Annotated in this window: 17 protein-coding genes; 10 read left to right on the forward strand and 7 right to left on the reverse strand. The window is 68.6% G+C overall.

Annotated elements, in window-relative coordinates:
* Positions 1 to 1,233: a glycosyltransferase gene (locus RHA1_RS17100; protein ID WP_011596144.1), complete on the reverse strand. Its 1,233-nt coding sequence runs from the start codon at positions 1,231 to 1,233 to the stop codon at positions 1 to 3.
* A 463-nt stretch (positions 1,234 to 1,696) separates the two neighbouring features.
* On the opposite strand from RHA1_RS17100, the gene RHA1_RS17105 reads away from it, so the two are divergent.
* Positions 1,697 to 2,347 carry a DUF1345 domain-containing protein gene (locus RHA1_RS17105; protein ID WP_011596146.1) on the forward strand — a complete coding sequence of 217 codons (651 nt, stop codon included), beginning with the start codon at positions 1,697 to 1,699 and terminating at the stop codon, positions 2,345 to 2,347.
* A gap of 106 nt (positions 2,348 to 2,453) precedes the next feature.
* Positions 2,454 to 3,719, forward strand: a complete 1,266-nt coding sequence (locus RHA1_RS17110; protein ID WP_011596147.1) for a hypothetical protein — start codon at positions 2,454 to 2,456, stop codon at positions 3,717 to 3,719.
* Positions 3,720 to 3,734: 15 nt separating this feature from the next.
* Here the strand turns inward: RHA1_RS17110 and RHA1_RS17115 are convergent, their stop codons facing one another.
* Both RHA1_RS17115 and speB read right to left on the reverse strand, forming a co-directional pair.
* A complete protein-coding gene (locus RHA1_RS17115) occupies positions 3,735 to 4,481 on the reverse strand; it encodes a glycoside hydrolase family 25 protein (RefSeq protein WP_016884796.1) in 747 nt (248 codons plus the stop codon).
* Between the two features lie 47 nt (positions 4,482 to 4,528).
* A complete protein-coding gene (speB, locus tag RHA1_RS17120; protein ID WP_011596149.1) occupies positions 4,529 to 5,566 on the reverse strand; it encodes an agmatinase in 1,038 nt (345 codons plus the stop codon).
* A 108-nt stretch (positions 5,567 to 5,674) separates the two neighbouring features.
* Here speB and RHA1_RS17125 point away from each other — a divergent pair, with 108 nt between their 5' ends.
* From RHA1_RS17125 to RHA1_RS17140, 4 genes are all read left to right on the forward strand, one after another.
* On the forward strand, positions 5,675 to 6,295 hold the full coding sequence (locus RHA1_RS17125; protein ID WP_011596150.1) for a helix-turn-helix domain-containing protein: 621 nt from the start codon (positions 5,675 to 5,677) through the stop codon (positions 6,293 to 6,295).
* 93 nt (positions 6,296 to 6,388) lie between these two features.
* Complete coding sequence (locus RHA1_RS17130; RefSeq protein WP_016884795.1) at positions 6,389 to 7,846, forward strand: amino acid permease; 1,458 nt, start codon at positions 6,389 to 6,391, stop codon at positions 7,844 to 7,846.
* Positions 7,843 to 8,643 carry a carbon-nitrogen hydrolase family protein gene (locus tag RHA1_RS17135; RefSeq protein WP_011596152.1) on the forward strand — a complete coding sequence of 267 codons (801 nt, stop codon included), beginning with the start codon at positions 7,843 to 7,845 and terminating at the stop codon, positions 8,641 to 8,643. Before RHA1_RS17130 ends, RHA1_RS17135 begins: the two co-directional genes overlap by 4 nt.
* Positions 8,640 to 10,328, forward strand: coding sequence for a flavin monoamine oxidase family protein (locus RHA1_RS17140; protein ID WP_011596153.1), 1,689 nt, complete (start codon positions 8,640 to 8,642; stop codon positions 10,326 to 10,328). Before RHA1_RS17135 ends, RHA1_RS17140 begins: the two co-directional genes overlap by 4 nt.
* A gap of 115 nt (positions 10,329 to 10,443) precedes the next feature.
* On the opposite strand, the gene RHA1_RS17145 is transcribed toward RHA1_RS17140, so the two are convergent.
* From RHA1_RS17145 to RHA1_RS44630, 4 genes are all read right to left on the reverse strand, one after another.
* Positions 10,444 to 12,075 carry a transposase gene (locus RHA1_RS17145; protein ID WP_011596154.1) on the reverse strand — a complete coding sequence of 544 codons (1,632 nt, stop codon included), beginning with the start codon at positions 12,073 to 12,075 and terminating at the stop codon, positions 10,444 to 10,446.
* A 100-nt stretch (positions 12,076 to 12,175) separates the two neighbouring features.
* Positions 12,176 to 13,513 (reverse strand): glucosylglycerate hydrolase, encoded by a 1,338-nt coding sequence (ggh, locus tag RHA1_RS17150; RefSeq protein ID WP_029539757.1) that lies wholly within the window; start codon positions 13,511 to 13,513, stop codon positions 12,176 to 12,178.
* Positions 13,514 to 13,559: 46 nt separating this feature from the next.
* On the reverse strand, positions 13,560 to 13,958 hold the full coding sequence (locus RHA1_RS44625) for a hypothetical protein (RefSeq protein ID WP_016884793.1): 399 nt from the start codon (positions 13,956 to 13,958) through the stop codon (positions 13,560 to 13,562).
* A gap of 149 nt (positions 13,959 to 14,107) precedes the next feature.
* Positions 14,108 to 14,386: a hypothetical protein gene (locus tag RHA1_RS44630; RefSeq protein ID WP_016884792.1), complete on the reverse strand. Its 279-nt coding sequence runs from the start codon at positions 14,384 to 14,386 to the stop codon at positions 14,108 to 14,110.
* 175 nt (positions 14,387 to 14,561) lie between these two features.
* Between RHA1_RS44630 and RHA1_RS17160 the strand changes: the two genes are divergently transcribed.
* The 4 genes from RHA1_RS17160 to RHA1_RS17175 all read left to right on the forward strand — a co-directional run bounded on the left by RHA1_RS17160 (position 14,562) and on the right by RHA1_RS17175 (position 18,380).
* Positions 14,562 to 14,768 carry a heavy-metal-associated domain-containing protein gene (locus RHA1_RS17160; protein ID WP_011596157.1) on the forward strand — a complete coding sequence of 69 codons (207 nt, stop codon included), beginning with the start codon at positions 14,562 to 14,564 and terminating at the stop codon, positions 14,766 to 14,768.
* 110 nt (positions 14,769 to 14,878) lie between these two features.
* Positions 14,879 to 15,784: a DUF8832 domain-containing protein gene (locus RHA1_RS17165; RefSeq protein WP_011596158.1), complete on the forward strand. Its 906-nt coding sequence runs from the start codon at positions 14,879 to 14,881 to the stop codon at positions 15,782 to 15,784.
* Positions 15,784 to 18,054, forward strand: coding sequence for a heavy metal translocating P-type ATPase (locus RHA1_RS17170; protein ID WP_011596159.1), 2,271 nt, complete (start codon positions 15,784 to 15,786; stop codon positions 18,052 to 18,054). Before RHA1_RS17165 ends, RHA1_RS17170 begins: the two co-directional genes overlap by 1 nt.
* The gene (locus RHA1_RS17175) at positions 18,051 to 18,380 is read left to right on the forward strand and encodes a metal-sensitive transcriptional regulator (protein WP_011596160.1); all 330 of its coding nucleotides are present in this window, start codon (positions 18,051 to 18,053) and stop codon (positions 18,378 to 18,380) included. The genes RHA1_RS17170 and RHA1_RS17175 overlap by 4 nt, the downstream gene beginning before the upstream one ends.
* Positions 18,381 to 18,393: the final 13 nt, after the last annotated feature.

Here is an 18,393-nt window from a genome sequence, read left to right on the forward strand (position 1 = left end):
TCAGCAACTCCGATCCGAGGTTCGGACGATCGTGTCGAGCAGCAACGTCGCGGCGACCGCTGCACCGTCGGTGCGGATCGTGCCCGCCACGGCGGCCGCGCGTGCTCCGGTCTCGGGGGTCAAGGCCGCCGTGAGCGCGGCCGACAGGGTCTCGACGGCCGGAACCGGACCGTCGTGCGCCGCGCCGATGCCCAAGTCGGCTACCCGACCGGCCCAGTAGGGCTGGTCCGCCATCTGCGGCACCACCACCTGAGGCGCGCCGGCCCGGGTGGCCGTCGTCGTCGTCCCGGCGCCGCCGTGATGCACGACAGCGGCCACGCGCCGGAACAGTGCCTGCTGGTTGACCTCGCCGACGGCGAAACAGTCGTCCACGTCGTCGATCAGGGCCAGGTCGGCCCAGCCGCGCCCGACGAGTACGCGGCGGCCCTGCGCGCGGACCGCCTCGATGGCCACCGAGGCGGCGTCCGTCGCCGCGTGCAAAGGCATGCTGCCGAAGCCCACGTACACCGGTGGTGTGCCTGCGTCCAGGAACGTCATCAACTCGGCAGGGAGTGGACGGTGGTCGGCCAGGATCCACGCGCCGGTCTGTACGACGTCGAGGTCCGGTGTCTCCTGCCACGGATCCAGGGTCGGGTCGGTCGCCAGCCACGGCCGGTCGCCGATGACGTAGTCGCGAACGTTGCCCACCGGGGGCAGGCCGATCGACGCCCTGTTGGTGTCCAGCGCCTCCCCGAACAGCGCATCGATGCTCTGAGCGTCCAGGTCCCACAGCACCCGGTTGTCCGTCACGTCCGGCGGGAATGCCCGGCCCGGATACGCGAGCGGCGGGCGATGCGGCGACGGCAGGGTCAGCTGCTGGAACGTCACGGACACGGAGCGGATGCCCAGCTTCTCGGCCACCGACAGTGCACCGGCAGCGGCCGGCATCGCGCCGGTCGCCACCAACGCGTCGCATCCCTCGGCCGCCGCGGTGACCGCGTCGAACTGGCCGGCGATCAACTCGGCCGCGCGCCGGGGCAGGTCCGCCGCCGACGGCGCGGCCGTCGTCAGCGCGCGCGCCGACCGGCCGACAGGCACCATCGACACACCGACCCCGGCCAGCCGCTGCGCGAAGTCCTCGTCCGGCGGCGCGCACACCCGCACCTCCGCGCCGAGTGCCTGCAACTGCACCACGAGACCCACCAACGGTTCGACGTCCCCACGCGACCCATACGTCGACAACAACACACGCACTCGCGACTCCTATTTCTGCAGGTTCTGGCTTCGGCCGGTAATTCTGCGGCACGACCCGGGCCTTGCCGCAAGCCCTGGGGTGCGCTATAAATTTGAAAGTGGAAAGGGGTTGGTACTCCTCTCCAGTTCCTGGTCCGATTCGGGCAAGCCCCAAGGCATCGTCGGCCCGTCGTGGATCGAATGCGTTCGCCCACAATCGAGCTCACCGATCACGGTAACGCCATCCGGTGACGGCACTTGGCGGTATAGACTTCTCGGCACACGCCGCTGGTACGCCCTGGCCTGTCGTCCGCCCTCGCGGACGCCCTGTGTCAACACTCAGGAGGTCGCAGATGACTCCGCAATCGTGCGACGACCTGACCGTCGCCACCCGGCGTAGGGAGCGCCGATGGTGACGGCTCACCCGATCCCGTCTCGGGTGATGCCGCACCGGCCTCGACGCCTCCTGCAAGAGGCATAGGCATTGCACGTACCTCTCCCGACCTCCGCCATCCCGAGAGTGGCCGCCGCGGTGGTGGTCGGTGTCGCGGCGGGCTCCATCGGCGGCCTGGTGATCACAGCCGCGTTGGGGGCTCTCGTCGGCATCGCCGCTGCTGCCGCCGTGTTCGTCGTCTCCGGTTGGGCGGTGTTGTGGCCGATGGATGCGGCGGCGACTCGCCGCAACGTGGGACGCGAGGATTTTCGTCCGATAGTCGACGAATTGGTCGTGGTGACAGCGGCTTCGGGAGGTCTCGGAGCAATCGTCGCACTGCAGGTGGCCGGCGGATCCTCGGCGGGAACCGCGCACGCCGCCGTGGCCCTGATCGGGGTCTTCCTGGCGTGGGCTTCGCTGCACCTGATGTATGCGGCCCGATACGCCTTTCTGTACTACGAGGGATCGGGTCCTGAAAAATCAACGGGTGGTATCGATTTCAATTCCACCGCCCCGCCCGCGTTTCGCGACTTCTTCTACTTCAGTTACAACCTCGGGATGACCTACCAGGTATCCGATACCGACGTCTCGAGCCCGGAGATCCGGGCGGTGGCGCTCCGGCACTGCCTGTTGTCCTACGTTTTCGGTGCAGTCATCCTCGCGACGACGATCAACCTGGTCGCCGGGATCCTCACCAGGTGAAGACTCGGATTCTCGTACTGATTTCAGGGCTCGCGAGAACCGAGCATCCTGCCTGGTCCCCGGTGTTAATGTTGATCTACTCGGCCACACCGAAAGGTGCACCTCGATGAGAAGATTCACTCGAAGAGTCGGTGGAACCATCGTGGCGCTGACGCTTACCGCCGCGGCATTCGTCGTGTCACCACCACCGGTGTACGGATTCGCCGAGGATATTTGCTACACCGAGGACGGTGCCCCACCGCACAACTGCGCTCCGCTGCCACCCGAATGCCTACTCGACGATCCGAACTCGCCGATCTGTGGCGCCGAGGCGTTCCTCCGCTACGGCTTCACGTTGCGCCGTCCGCTCGGCGGACGGAGTCTCGTGCATTCGGACTCGACGTACATCATCGCCCGCACCGTCGGCTTCTCCGAGCGGGACGCCTACTGGATCGCGGCGTACGACGAGGCGACCGACCTCGGCACGTTCGCCCCACGCGACATCTTCGGCCGGCTCGTCCCGGACGCCGACGCATTGACCACCAAGGACATCAGCGGACTGGTGCGCACCCACTTCGCCACCGGCGGGTTCCTCTTCCACTTCCTGCCCACGCTGCGCGGACCGGCGGATCCCTTGCCCAACGGCCTGCAGCCGGATGTCGACGATCCCCGGCACGAGGTCATGCTCACGCACCTGCGGACTTGGGCCCTGGCCGGGCCGGGAAGTGGCGCTCCGTTGTGCACGGGAGGTTTCACGAACCCCTCGGAGAACGGCGACTATGCTACGGGTGCAACGTGTTACGGCGATGCCGATCCCGTGCAGATCAACGGCACGTACAGCCTGGAGACTCCGGCCGCCATACCGTTCACCAACATGACGGGGCAGCAGGTCATCTCCGACACGGTCCTGTCGTCACAATTCGACTCCTGGATCGGCGAGAATTCCTGGAATGCGCGGACCGGCATCTACATTCACGCACTCGGTGACCGCATCTCGCACCACGTCTGCACCGACGCCGGCGCGATCACGCCGCCGGGTCCGGCCGGGCCGGACTTCCGGATCGATCTGAACCAGCCCACCTGCGACCAGGGTCCACACGCCGTCCGCCACGAATACGAGACGGGCGTGGACTTCGCCGGGCTGCACCCGGAAGACCGGACCACCGAGGCGGCCCTGTCGATGGTGTACGACGAACTCGTCAACTTCGCGCGGGTGCGCGGAACCCTGGACGATCGCGCCACGGCGCCGTCGACCAAGAATGCACTCCTGACCGACGGCCTCGTGCCTGCGCTCGAGATCCGGGAGCCGGTCGAGCGGTTGACCGCCGTCACCGCCGTCGGCTGCCGAGTCGGCGTTCCGGCGTTCCCCGGAAATCCGGCGTGCCGGGATTGATCGCGCCCGACGGCGTCAGCTGCCGAAGGGGGATGCGCTGTTGGAGTACCGCGCGAAGTCGCCCTGCGCCCCGCTGTAGACGTTGAGGTCGACGTCGCCGTTGACGCCGGCGATGCGACCGGTGCTGGTGTACTGCCAGAACGTCCAGTTGCTCCAGCCGCCGGGGAGGGGGCCGGGGGCGTTCTGACCGTTGTAGTCGGCGATCCACAGCGGGTAGCCGGCGAACTCGTTGGTGTTCGCCATCGCCGTCCGCCAGAAGTTCGGGTACGTGTAGATGATCGGCTGACGCCCGGTGAGCGATTGGACCGTGTTGAGGTAGCGGTGCGTCCAGTCGATCAACGCCGCGGGCGGCAGCCCACCGGAATGCTCGATGTCGAGGACCGGAGGCATGTCACCCGGACCGTTGATGCCCAGCACCACCGTCGAGTAGAACGCGGCCTGCGCTTCCGGCGACTGGGTGGGGTCGGCGTAGTGGTACGCGCCCCGCGAGACGCCGGCCACCCGCATGGCGAGGCAGTCCTGGACGAAGAACGGATTGACGTAGTTGAGACTCTCGGTGGCCTTGACCATCGCGAAGTCGTGGCCGGCGTTGCGGACGGCGAACCAGTCGATCGGCGACCCACCCGGATGTTGCCACGAGGCCACGTCCGGACCTCTGACAGGTTCGGCGGCAGCATGCCCCGGCACTGCGGCCGCGAGCGCACCGGCGAGCAGTAGTGGTGCGATCTTGGAGAACCTTCGGACCTTCACCCCGATAGCCATGCGCCCGAGGGTAACGTCTTCCCGCTGCCCGCACGTGGCAACGGACGTCACTTCGTCACGTACGCCGCCTGCCGGAGCGTCTCGCCGCGCGCAGCGCGTCCCGGGGCCGACGACGCGTTGATCGCGAGCACCGACAGCAACTCGTACGCGACATGCGCTGCCGCGATGCCGGTGATCTCGGCGTGGTCGTATGCGGGCGCCACCTCCACGATGTCGGCGCCGACCACGTTCAGGCCGACCAGTCCGCGCAGTGTGTTCAGCAACTCGCGGGACGTCATCCCACCGGCCTCGGGTGTTCCGGTGCCCGGCGCGTGCGCGGGATCGAGGACGTCGATGTCCACGGACACGTAGACCGGTCCGCCGTCGAGCCGTCGACGCATCCGTTCGACGATGCTCGCGACCCCGTCCACCTCGTAGTCGTCGGAGCGGATGACCTGGAAGCCGAGAACGGCGTCGTCCTCGAGGTCCTTCTTGCTGTACAGCGGGCCGCGGATACCGATGTGCTGCGAACGCTCGAGGTCGATCAGCCCCTCCTCGCTGGCCCGCCGGAACGGGGTGCCGTGCGTGTAGGGGGCACCGAAGTAGGTGTCCCAAGTGTCGAGGTGCGCGTCGAAGTGCAGCACGGCGATGGGGCCGTGGTCGCGGGCGAGGGACCGCAGGATCGGCAGGGCGATGGTGTGGTCGCCGCCGAGCGTCAGCACGGTGGAACCGTCCTTGCGCAGGTCGGTGACGGCGCCGTCGACGGTGGCCAGGGCTTCCTGGATGTCGAACGGGTTGACGCCGATGTCGCCGAAGTCGGCGACCTGCTGCGCCGCGAAGGGGTGCACGTCGAGTGCGGGGTTGTACGGACGCAGCAGCTTCGATGCGGCGCGGATGTGGCCGGGGCCGAAGCGTGCGCCGGGACGGTAGCTCACGCCGGAGTCGAACGGGACGCCCATCACGGTGACGTCGGCGCGAGACACCTCGTCGAGCCGGGGGAGGCGGGCGAATGTGCTGGGTTCGGCGTAGCGCGGCGTGCGGGTGGCGTCGACGGGGCCTTGGATGCGGGTCGCGTCGATGGGGCCCTGGATGTCGTCTGTACTCATCGGAATCCTTCGGTGTGTGCCGGAGACGTGGCGTCGTCGTATCGTTTCCTTGGAATGCATTCTTGTCAACACCTGTTTCCTATACGAGACACAACGAAGGATCGATGCATGGCGAACGAGCTCGCAACCGAAGGTGCGTCGGGCGTCGACGCGCCCAGAATCGGCCCCCGGCTCAAGGCCGCCCGGCAGGCCCAGCGCCTCACCCTCGATGACCTGGCCGCCAGCTGCGGCATCACCAAGGGCTACCTGTCGAAGATCGAGCGGGACCACGCGAGCGCATCCGTCGCCACGCTGGTGCGGATCTGCGCCGCACTGAACATTCCCGTCGGGTCGCTGTTCGAGAGCTCCGCCGCAGGTGAGGTGGTACGAGCCGACAACTACCCGCCGATCAGTTTCGGCGGGGAGCGCATGGCCGAGTTCCTGCTGACCCCGTTCGGCGAGCGCCGCATCCAGTCGCTCCTGAGCCGAATCGAGCCCGGCGGCGGGAGCGGCTCGGAAACGTACGAGCTTCCGGTCGACGTCGCCTTCGTCTACGTCGTCTCCGGCCGGATCTGCATTTCCTTCAACGGTCCAGGGGCCGGGGAGGACGTGTCGCTCGCGACCGGGGACGCGTTCACCTTCTCGCCCCAGTTGCCGCACAGCTTCCGCGCGCTCGGCGACGACACCGCGACGGTCCTGTGGATTCTGACCCCCGCACTACCGGACGACGTCCGGCCCACCTCCCGCTAGGAAACCGTCAAGCGGTTTAGGAAACATGTGTTGACAGTCACGGCTTGCCCGTTCATTGTTGTCCACATCACTCCACCGCTCAGGAGCTCAACGTTGGACATCACCAAGATTTCTCCGCGCCCGCCGGGACTGGCCGGCGCACTGCGCGCCCGCAAATCGGTCGACGCGATCGTGGCGCGCAACGACCAGGAACCCGGTCACGGCCTCAAGCGGTCGATGGGCCTGGTGCACCTCACCGCACTGAGCATCGGTGCGTCGCTGGGAACGGGCATCTTCGTCATCCTCGGCGAGGCGACACCCAAAGCCGGCCCCGCCGTCGTCCTCGCCTTCGTGCTCGCGGCATTCACCGCCCTCTTCTCCGCCCTCTCCTACGCGGAACTCGCAGGCAGCATCCCTGTCTCCGGTAGCTCCTACTCGTACACCTACGCGACGATGGGCGAACTCTTCGCGTGGATCTGCGGCTGGTGCCTGATGCTCGAATACGGCGTCTCGGTCGCAGCCGTCGCCGTCGGCTGGGGCGAGTACATCAACGAACTACTCCACGGCATGTTCGGCATCGCACTACCCACCGCGATCAGCGAATCACCGGGCGCGGGCGGCATCGTGAACGTGCCCGCCATCGTCATCGTGCTCGTCGCGGTGGCACTGCTGACCCGGGGAGCTTCCGAGAGCGCCCTGGTGAACACGGTCATGGTCGCCCTCAAGATCCTCGTGCTCGTATTCTTCTGCGCGGTCGCGTTCACCGCGTTCCGCGCCGGAAACTTCGCACCGTTCATCCCTCTCGGCGCGGCAGGCGTGACGGCCGCGGCCTCCCAGGTGTTCTTCGCCTACATCGGGTTCGACGCCGCGTCGACCGCAGGCGACGAGGCGAAGAACGCGAAACGCGACCTTCCCCGCGCCATCATCCTCTCGCTCCTGATCGTCACGATCCTCTACTGCCTGGTCGCGATCGCCGCCGTCGGCGCGATGCCCTGGCAGGACATCGCGGGCGAGGGCGCCGCACTCGCGACCATCCTGAATGCCGCGACCACCAGCACCTGGCCCGCCATCCTCCTGTCGGCGGGCGCGGTGATCGCCATCGCCAGCGTCGTCCTCGCCGTGATGTACGGGCAGACCCGGATCCTGTACGCGATGTCGCTCGACGGTCTCGTTCCGCGGGTCTTCTCCCGCGTCAACCCGCGCACCCGGGTGCCCGTCGTCAACATCGTCGTCGTCGGCGGTGTCGTGTCCGCGCTCGCCGGCTTCGTGCCGCTGGGCGAACTGGCCGACGCGACGAGTATCGGCTCGCTGTTCGCGTTCATGCTCGTCAACATCGCCGTGATCATCCTGCGCCGGCGCCATCCCGACCTGCACCGCAGCTTCCGGACGCCGCTGTTCCCACTGATGCCGGTTCTCGGCGTCGTGTTCTGCGCGCTGCTGCTGTTCGGCCTCGGCGTCTCGACGTGGGTGGCATTCGCGCTGTGGATGGCAGTCGGGCTCGCGATCTACTTCGCGTACGGCGTCCGCAAGTCCGAACTCCGCAACAGCCCGGAAGAGGTGACGGCACCATGAGAGCAGCGCTGTTCCAAGGTCCCGAACTGTCCTTCGACGTGGCGGCGAACCTCTCCGCCATCGAGTCGGTCGCGCAGACGGCGGCGGCATCCGGGGCGTCCATCCTGGTCTGCCCGGAGATGGCGGCCACCGGCTACAACATCGGATCTCTGATCGCGGAGCGGGCCGAACCCGCCGACGGACCGATCGCGACGCGGATCGCGGAGATCGCGCGCGAGTCCGGGATCGCCGTCGTCTACGGATACCCCGAGGCGGACGGGGGCGTCGTCTACAACAGCGTGCAGGTGTTCGACCCGTCCGGGACGCCGCTCGCCAACTACCGCAAGACCCACCTGTTCGGTGAGCTCGACCGCTCGCACTTCGCCGCCGGCGACGAACTGGTGGTCCAGTTCGACCACGCCGGAATCCGGTGCGGAATCCTGATCTGCTACGACGTCGAGTTCCCGGAAGCCGTTCGCGCACATGCCGACCGGGGAACCCAGTGGCTCGTCGTCCCCACCGGCCTGATGAGCCCGTACGAATTCATCGCGGAGAGCGTCGTCCCCACCCGGGCCTACGAGAGTCAGCTCTTCGTCACGTACGTCAACCGGTGCGGCACCGAAGCCGACCTCGACTACTGCGGATCCAGTTGCGCGATCGCGCCCGACGGCACCGAACTCGCCCGCGCCGGCCGCCACGAGGAGCTGGCGATCGTCGACCTCGAACTCGACGTCCTCCACCGATCCCGCCGCGGGAACACCCATCTCGACGACCGACGCGTCGACCTCTACCCCTTCCTGCAGGAGAAGACTTCATGACGATCCCCGTCACTCCGGACAGCACCGCCGCGGACACCGATCCCCGGCCGCTCACCATGTTCGGCCCCGACTTCCCGTTCGCCTACGATGACTACGTCACGCACCGCTCAGGTCTCGGCGCGGTGCCCACCGATCGCCACGGCACCGAGGTGGCGGTCATCGGCGGCGGACTGTCGGGGATGGTCACTGCGTACGAGCTGATGAAACTCGGGCTGAAACCGATTGTCTACGAGGCCGATCAGATCGGTGGCCGGATGCGGTCGCATCCGTTCGACGGGCACCCGGACGTGGTCGCCGAGATGGGCGCGATGCGGTTCCCACCGTCGTCGACCACCCTGTTCCACTACCTCGACGCCATGGGACTGCGGACCGAGGCATTCCCGAACCCGCTCGCCGACAGCACCCCCAGCACGGTCATCGACCTCAAGGGCGAAAGCTACTACGCGCAGCACCTCGACGACCTGCCGCCCGTGTTCCGGGAGGTCTCGGATGCGTGGCAGCGCACGCTCGAGGACCACGCCGAGCTGATTCCGCTCCAGCAAGCGATCCGCGACCGCGACACCGCCGAACTCAAGCGCATCTGGAACGACCTGGTGGTCCGGCTCGACGATCAGACGTTCTACGGCTTCCTCGCCTCGTCGAAGCACTTCGCGTCGTTCCGGCATCGGGAAGTGTTCGGGCAGGTCGGTTTCGGAACGGGCGGCTGGGACACCGACTTCCCCAACTCCATCCTCGAGATCCTGCGCGTCGTCATCACCGCCGCCGACGACCACCACCGCGGCATCGTCGGCGGGTCGCAGCAACTGCCCCTGCGCCTGTGGACCGACACCCCTACGGGGATGGCGCACTGGCCGGACGGCACGTCGGTGCGTGCACTCAACGGCGGAGCCACCCGGCCCCGCGTCACCGAGGTCCGCAGGACCGCACCGCACCAGGTGACGGTCACCGACTCGTCCGGTGAGATCCGCACCTACCCCGCCGCCGTCTTCACGGCGCAGAGCTGGATGCTGCTCAACAACATTCACTGCGACGACGACCTGTTCCCGATCGACCACTGGACCGCCATCGAACGCACCCACTACATGGGGTCGACGAAGGTGTTCGCCCTCGTGGATCGTCCGTTCTGGAAGGACAAGGATCCGGTCACCGGCCGCGATCTCGTCAGCATGACCCTGACGGACCGGATGAGCCGCGGCACCTACCTCCTCGACCACGGCGACGACAAGCCCGGCCTGATCTGCCTGTCCTACACGTGGTCCGACGATTCACTCAAGCTTCTGCCGCTCGATGCGACGGAGCGGATGAACCTCATGATCAAGTCGCTCGAGGAGATCTACCCGGGAGTCGACTTCCGCAGTCACATCATCTCGACCCCGGTCACGCTGTCCTGGGAGACCGAACGCGACTTCATGGGTGCGTTCAAGGCGAACCTCCCCGGCCACTACCGGTACCAGGAACGGCTGTTCAGCCATTTCGTCCAGGACGAACTCCACCCGCGACACCGCGGCATCTTCCTGGCCGGTGACGACATCTCCTGGACAGCGGGCTGGGCGGAGGGCGCCGTGCAGACCGCGCTCAACGCCGTCTGGGGCGTGATGCACCACCTGGGCGGTGCCGCCCCGGCCGACAACCCCGGCCCCGGCGACCGGTACGCCGAACTCGGCCCGATCCGCTTGTGCGACTAGCGCCCGTGAGTACTTATTAACGTCCCGGGGGCTGTTGCGGAATTGAGTGAGGGCGGTCCGGGTGCGGGTGTCTCGTGCCGCGGTGGGTGCCGGTGCGGGGGTGGCCCCCGCCGGGTCAGGGGGTGGCCGGGAGCGGGGTGCCTCCGGTCAGGTGGGTGAGGATCTTGCCCAGGTTGTGCACGGTGGCGTGGAACGCCCATTCGCTGCGGGCGCGGTCGAGGCCGCGGCTGGTGAAGCGGCGGAATCCGAGGTTGTGTTTGGCGTGCCCGAACACGGTTTCGGCGATGGGTGAGCGTTTGCGGTAGGTGGCGATACCGGCCTCGGTGCGCAGCCGGTGGGTCATGGCCTGGATCGGATCCGCTTGCGGCGGTGGCGGTCCGGTGACCGGATCAGCGGTGGCGGCGGCCTCGAGGTGACGGGATTTGCCGGTGGCGATCAACCGGTCCGGGCCCGGCGCGGTGAGGTTCTCGCGGGAGCAGTAGCCGGCGTCGAAGAGCATCACCCCGATCAGCTCCTCCGGGCTCGTGCCGGTCGGTTCCTTCCCACGTCGGGTGGCGTCGATCAGGTGCGCGGCCGCCCCGGCCTTGTCGACCATCTCGGGGAAATAGTCGTAGTCCGCCGGGCCGGTCCCGACCCCGGTGGCCAGGATCAACCCGTCCTCGCTGGTGAAGGCCTGGCAGTTGTAGCCCTGCACCCAGCCGCCGCCGCGCAGCGGCTGCAACCGCGAGTCGGGGTCGGTGGTGTTGCGGCGCCGCTGCCCGGCGGCGGCGGCGCGCTCACCCTGTTTGCGGAGGGCGGTGTCGAGTTCGGTGCGCCGGCGCCGGGCCAGGTGGTGCTCGTCGACCGGCTTCGGTGCGAACCGGGTGCCCCCGCCCCCGGCCGCGGTGCCACCCTGGAACCGCTCGATCACCGCCTGCTGGGCGGCGACCGCCTCGGCCAGACGCCGCTCGGCGGCGGCGACCTCGGCCCCGACCGGCACCCGGCCCATCACCGTCTGGCCCGCGTCGAGCCGGGCCAGATAGTCCTGTGCTTTCCCCTCCCGCTCGCACTGTTCGGCGTCCTTCTCCGCGTCGAGCTGGGCCAATGCCTCGGCGATCCGGGCCGAGCGGGTGCTGGGATCGGCCAACTCCGCCGGCACCTGTCCCGGGCCCGAATCGTCCTCGCCGTAGAGGTCGTCCTCGGCGTCATCGGTGGCGGCGTGCGCGGCCGCCGCGGCGGCGGCGATCCGCGCGGCCTCGGCCTCGGCTGCCCGGCGCAGCCCGTCCTCGGTGCGGTTGGCGTCCTTCGATGCGTTCGAGGCGATCTTCACCCCGTCCAACGCGATCGTCTCGAGTCGGCCCAGACCCAACCGTGCGGCCAGGATCAGGACCTGCGTGAACAGGGCCTCGCAGGCGGTGTGGTTGTCCTTGCGGAACCGTGAGATCGTCACGTGGTCGGGGGTGTCGCCGGCGCAGATCACCCGGTAGGACACCACCTCCGAGCAGGCCCGCTCGATCTGCCGCGACGACCGCACCCCCCGCGACCACGCCCAGATCAGCAGGGTCACCAGCATGTCCGGGTCGTACCCGGCGCGCCCGGCACCCCCGGTGCGGCGAGAGTCGTGAAAGGCGCTGGTGTCGAGATGGGTGTCGACGATCTCGATCACCGTCCACACCGGATGCGTGGGCGGCACCCACTCCCGCATGTCCGGCGGCAACAAAAACTGCTGATCACGATTCACCGGTCGATACCCCTTGGCCACCAACACATTATCCAAGAAACATCAGGTCGGGGCGCCGCGGCACGCGGACACCCCGACCCGGAAATTTGAAACAGCCCCCCGCGGTTAATAAGTACTCACGGGGGCGCTAGCCCAGCCAGTCCAGAACCGCAGCGGCCGTCCACGACTGCTGCATGCTGCCGAGGGGCTGACCGGTGAACGGTTCGTAGTATTCGGCGAAGCTGCCGTCGCTCGCCTGCCGCAGCCCCTCGGACCGCAGCAGGTGGGCGCGCTCGGCCCACCCGCGCCGGGCGAACGCCCAGGAGAACAGCCACGTCATCACCGGCCACACCGGACCACGCCAGTACTCGCGCGGACGGAAATCGCCCGACACCGGCGACGTCGACGGCGGCACGGCGTACCGGAGGTCGGGGTGGCCGCAGAATTTCGGCCCCTCGAACGTGCGGAGCAGGGCGCGTTCGGCGTCACGGCTCAGGCCGCCGCACAGCAGGGGCGAGAACATCGCGAGGGTTTCGGTGGAAATCCACCGGCCGCTACGCAGATCGAAATCGCGTGCCGCCCCGGACCGTTGGTCGGTGGTGGTGAGGACACCCTGCCGGAACCGGGCCGCCCACCCGTGCAGTTCCCGGACGTCGGAGTTCGGCATCGAGTGTTCCTCGCCGATGGTCGCGAGCACCTCGCACGCCATCGAGAACACGGCACTGACGAACACGTCCTCCACCGCGAAGCTCATGGCGGTGGCCAGTTCCTCGTCGTCGTAGCGGACGGTCTTCATCTCCTCGAGCAGCCACAGGTAGCGGTCGTATTCACCGTTGGACGGACGCTGTCCGGTGTCGGCGACGTGGGACAGATCCTCGCGCAGATACGTGGGTATCTCCCCGGCCACGACGTTGGCGTACGAGTGGTCCCAGCGCGGCGAGTTGTCCATGCCGGACTCCCAGCCGTGGTACAGCGCGATCCGGCCGTTGCCGTCGAGGTCGCGGGCGTTGGCCAGCCAGCGGTGCCAGCGCACGAGGTCGGGCCAGCGCCGGTCGAGGAACTCCTCGGCGACGGCGCGGGTGCTGCGGCCGTGCCTGCGCGAGTGGTCGAGGATGCGCTGCACCGCGATGGCGTGCACGGGCGGCTGGGTGATCCCCGACGTCTGTGTGCCGCTCGGCGCGTGCGCCGCGAGGGTCCCGCACTCCCAGCGCCCGGGGCCGGGGAAGTATCCGTCGACGCCGTTCGCGAACACGATGTGCGGGATCATCCCGTTCTTCCACTGCGCCGACAGCAGGGTGTCGAGTTCGACGACGGCCCGCTCCACGCTCAGGGGCGCCAATCCGACCGCGACGAACGCCGCGTCCCAACTCCACATGTGCGGGTACAGGCGCGGCGCGGCACTCGTCATCGTGCCGAGGTCGTTGCCGCGAAGCAGGTACGCGGCACGTGCCGCGAGCTGTGTGGGGGTGAATCCGCGGTCCGCCATTGCACCATTCTGCTGCGGGTCGGCCCACATCGCTCGTCGGACGGGTTCAGCCCGCGAATCCGCACAGGGTCAAGGTCGGACGCGAGTTGCGCAGTGGCCGCAGTTCCGACAGCCTGCGCAGCAGGGTCGACCCCCACAGGCCGCGGCCGAGGGGCAGTGTCACCTCGCGGGTGAACGCGAGGTCCGGCACCTGTCCGGGCAGGTCCGCCGCGTCGCCGGCGGAGAGGTGGAACGGCATCGGCGGGACGGTGTAGTCGCCGTGAATCCGCATTCCCTTCTGCGTCCTGCGGCTGAACCATTTCGGTACCGAGTCGAACATCATCCGGCCGCCGGGGAAACGCCGGGCGCAGTCCCCGATCAGGGACAGCGACTCGTCGGCGGGCAGATGCATCAGCAGGCCCTCCGCCGAGACGAACACGGCCCGACCGGTGTCGACGTGGTCCATCCACGAGCGGTCCAGCGGACACGGCGAGTGTGGTGACGTGCGGCTCGTCCGGCAGCAGTTGCCTGCGCAGCGCGGCCACCTCGGGCAGGTCGATCGACACCCACCGGATGTCGGGGTCGCCGATCCGCCAGTAGCTGGTCTGCAATCCTTCAGCGAGGGCGACGACCGTTCCGCCGGGGTGGTCGGCGAGAAACGCCCGTGATGCCGGCGATCGGGAACGAGATCAGCACGGCCGGGCCGGTGACGGAATGCGCGACCGAGCCGGCGAGTGAGAAGACGCCTGCGCCGATGATGCCGCCGACGCCGATCGCGGTGAGTTGCCACAGGCCGAGCGATTTGGTCAGACGCTCGTCGGGCGGAGTGTCGTCCTCGACCTCGGTGAGGGGTTTGCGGCGCAGCATTTGGGTGCGCAACTTGTCCATCGACATTGCCGGGCTCCGCTTCCCAGTGGGGTGAGATGCGGTATCTCACTCAATCACCTTTCGGGGCCCGCGTGGGCGAGGAACACGGTACCGGGTGGCCGCCATCACCCTTGCGAGAATACGGTAGGGGGGTATGGTAGTTCTCAGAGACGACATCGACACCCCGAAGAGAGGCAGACTCGTGAGCACCTCGAGCGTCACCGTCAGCGGCATGACCTGCAACCACTGCGTGTCCTCGGTCACCGAGGAGATCAGCGCACTTCCCGGCGTCACCAACGTCAACGTCGATCTGGCCACCGGCAAGGTCGTCATCGACAGCACCACCGACCTCGATCCGAGTGCTGTCGCGGGCGCTGTCGAAGAAGCCGGATATTCCGTCGCCGGCTGAGCCGGCAACTCCGACGCGGCCGGCTGAGCCGGCAACTCCGACGCGGCCGGCGAAGCCGGCGACTCCAACGCGACCGGCTGAGCCGGCGACTCCACCACAGGAGACCCATCATGAACGCAACCGGCAAGTTCGCCGGATTCACCGTCGGCCTCGTCGTGATCTTCGGCGCCGCGCTCGCACTCGGGTCGGTTGCCGGCCCGGACGTGGCCGAGCCCGCCGCGCACACGGCCGAGGACGACGGGCACGGAGCGGGAGGACACGACGCGGGTGGCCACGACACCGCCGCCGACCCGACCCCGGGCGGACTGACGCCCACTGCGGACGGCTACACCCTCGAACTCGCATCCGACCAGGTCACCGCCGGTGCCGCGGTCCCGGTGCAGTTCCGGATCACGAACCCCTCGGGGGTACCCGTGACGGACTACACCGTCGAGCACGAGAAACTGCTGCACCTGATCGTCGTCCGCCGGGACCTCGCCGGATTCCAGCACGTGCACCCGACGCTCGACGCTGCCGGAACGTGGAGCGTCCCCCTCGACCTCACCCGCGGCGGCGACTATCGCGTGTCCGCGGACTTCACCACGGCGGGCGGCGAAGGCGTCACCCTGGGCACGGACCTGCGCGTCGCGGGCACCTACGACCCGCAGCAACTGCCGGCTCCCGCAGCGACCGCCACCGTGGACGGGTACACCGTCACGCTCGACGGCGCGCTGCGACCGGGAGAGACGTCGAACGTGACCCTCTCGGTGAGCCGCGACGGGCAGCCCGTCACCGATCTGCAGCCCTACCTCGGCGCATACGGTCACCTGGTGGCGCTGCGCACCACCGACCTCGGATACCTGCACGTGCACCCGGACGGACACCCAGGCGACGGCGTCACCGCGGCGGGCCCGGGGATCGACTTCGCCGTCACCGCACCCAGCGCGGGCGACTACCGGCTGTTCCTGGACTTCCAGCACGCCGGCGCCGTCCACACCGCGGAGTTCACCGCCTCCGCCGGACCGGAGGAGAAGTGATGACCCGCGGGACCGACATCGCGGCACCGCCCGATTCCCAGATCGAACTGGCCATCGGCGGAATGACCTGCGCGTCGTGCGCCAACCGCATCGAGCGCAAGCTGAACAAACTGGACGGCGTCACCGCGACCGTCAACTACGCGACGGAGAAGGCCCGCGTCCATTACGACGCCGCCGACGTCTCGCCCGAAGACCTCGTCGCCACGGTCGAGCAGGCCGGGTACACGGCGCGACTGCCCGAGGTGAAGCCCCCGGCCCCGGAGGAAGAGGACCCGGCGGCGGAACTGCGGCAGCGGCTGCTCGCGTCGGCGGTGCTGACGGTCCCCGTCATCGCGATGGCGATGATCCCGGCGCTGCAGTTCACCAACTGGCAGTGGCTCTCGCTCACCCTCGCGGCCCCGGTCGTGGTCTGGGGTGCGTGGCCGTTCCACAAGGCCGCCTGGACGAACCTGCGGCACGGCACCGCGACCATGGACACCCTGGTGTCGATGGGCACACTGGCCGCGTTCGGTTGGTCGCTGTACGCACTGTTCTGGGGCACCGCCGGCATGCCGGGGATGACGCACCCGTTCGAGCTCACGATCGCGCGGGTCGACGGCACCGGCAACATCTATCTGGAGGCCGCGGCCGGCGTCACCACGTTCATCCTCGCCGGCCGCTTCTTCGAGGCCCGCGCCAAACGGCGGGCGGGAGCGGCGCTGCGGGCGCTGCTCGAACTGGGCGCCAAGGAAGTGTCGGTGCTGCGTGATGGCACCGAACAGCTGATCGGCATCGACCAGCTCGACGTCGGCGACCTCTTCGTGGTCCGTCCCGGCGAGAAGATCGCCACCGACGGCGTCGTCGTCGAAGGTTCGTCGGCGGTGGACGCGTCGATGCTGACCGGTGAATCCGTGCCGGTCGAGGTGTCGCCGGACTCCCAGGTGGCGGGTGCGACGGTCAACGTCGGCGGCCGAATCGTGGTTCGCGCCAGCCGGATCGGAGCCGACACGCAGCTCGCGCAGATGGCGTGGATGGTCGAGGACGCGCAGACCGGCAAGGCCGAGGTGCAACGCCTGGCCGACCGGATCTCCGGCATCTTCGTCCCGATCGTGATCGCGTTGTCGGTCGCGACCCTCGGTTTCTGGATCGGCACCGGCGGTTCGATCGCCGCCGCGTTCACCGCAGCGGTCGCCGTCCTGATCATCGCGTGCCCGTGTGCGCTCGGACTCGCCACCCCGACCGCCCTCATGGTGGGCACGGGACGCGGGGCCCAGCTGGGCATCCTGATCAAGGGACCCGAGGTTCTGGAATCGACGCGGCGGGTCGACACCGTGGTGGTCGACAAGACCGGAACCGTCACCACCGGCACGATGTCGCTGCACGACGTGGTCGCCGCGGACGGTCAGGACGAGGAGCAGGTGCTCCGGTACGCCGGCGCGCTCGAGGACGCGTCCGAGCACCCCATCGCGCGGGCGATCACCCGCGGCGCGAAGGAGCGGCTGACGACGCTCCCCGCAGTAGAACAGTTCACCAACATCGCCGGTCTCGGCGTCCAGGGCATGATCGACGGACACGCGGTGGTCATCGGCCGCGCGAAACTGCTCCGCGACTGGTCGCTGCAGCTCACCACGGAACTCCAGCGCGTCGCCGACGCGGCGGAATCGGAGGGCAAGACCGCCGTCGGGATCGGCTGGGACGGAAAGGCGCGCGGCGTGCTCGTGGTCGCCGACACCGTGAAGCCGACGTCACGCGAGGCGGTGGCGCAGTTCCGCGAACTGGGCCTCACCCCGATCATGCTCACCGGCGACAACACTTCCGCGGCCCGGGCCATCGCCGCCCAGGTCGGCATCGGCGAAGTCGTCGCGGAGGTACTGCCCCAGGACAAGGTCGACGTGATCAAGCGTCTGCAGGCCGACGGCAAGGTGGTCGCGATGGTCGGCGACGGGGTCAATGACGCCGCCGCCCTCGCACAGGCCGACCTCGGTCTCGCCATGGGAACCGGGACGGACGTGGCCATCGAGGCCAGCGACCTCACGCTGGTACGCGGCGACCTCCGGGCCGCGGCCGACGCGATCCGGTTGTCGCGCAGGACGTTGAGCACGATCAAGGGCAACCTGTTCTGGGCCTTCGCCTACAACGTCGCGGCGTTGCCGCTGGCCGCGGCGGGCCTGCTCAACCCCATGTTGGCGGGTGCCGCCATGGCATTCTCATCGGTGTTCGTCGTGAGCAACAGCCTGCGACTGCGCCGCTTCCAGCCCCTGACCACTCCCACCCGAGGGGAACACTCATGACCGAGCAACCGACCACCACCGACCACGCTGACGAGCACACCACCGGCCACGGGTACATCAGCGCCAAGGACGACTACCTGAAGCGCCTGCGCCGCATCGAGGGCCAGGCGCGGGGTCTGCAGCGGATGGTCGAGGACGAGAAGTACTGCATCGACATCCTCACCCAGGTCTCCGCGATGACCAAGGCGCTGCAGGCCGTGGCGCTGGGTCTGCTCGAAGACCACATCAGCCACTGCGTCGTCGACGCCGCCGTCGCGGGCGGCACCGAGGCCGACGCGAAGATCAAGGAAGCCACCGACGCCATCGCACGACTGGTGCGTTCCTGAAAACCTGACCACG

Origin of the sequence: Rhodococcus jostii RHA1, assembly GCF_000014565.1 — a bacterium.
In the GTDB taxonomy this organism is placed as follows: Bacteria; Actinomycetota; Actinomycetes; order Mycobacteriales; family Mycobacteriaceae; genus Rhodococcus_F; species Rhodococcus_F jostii_A.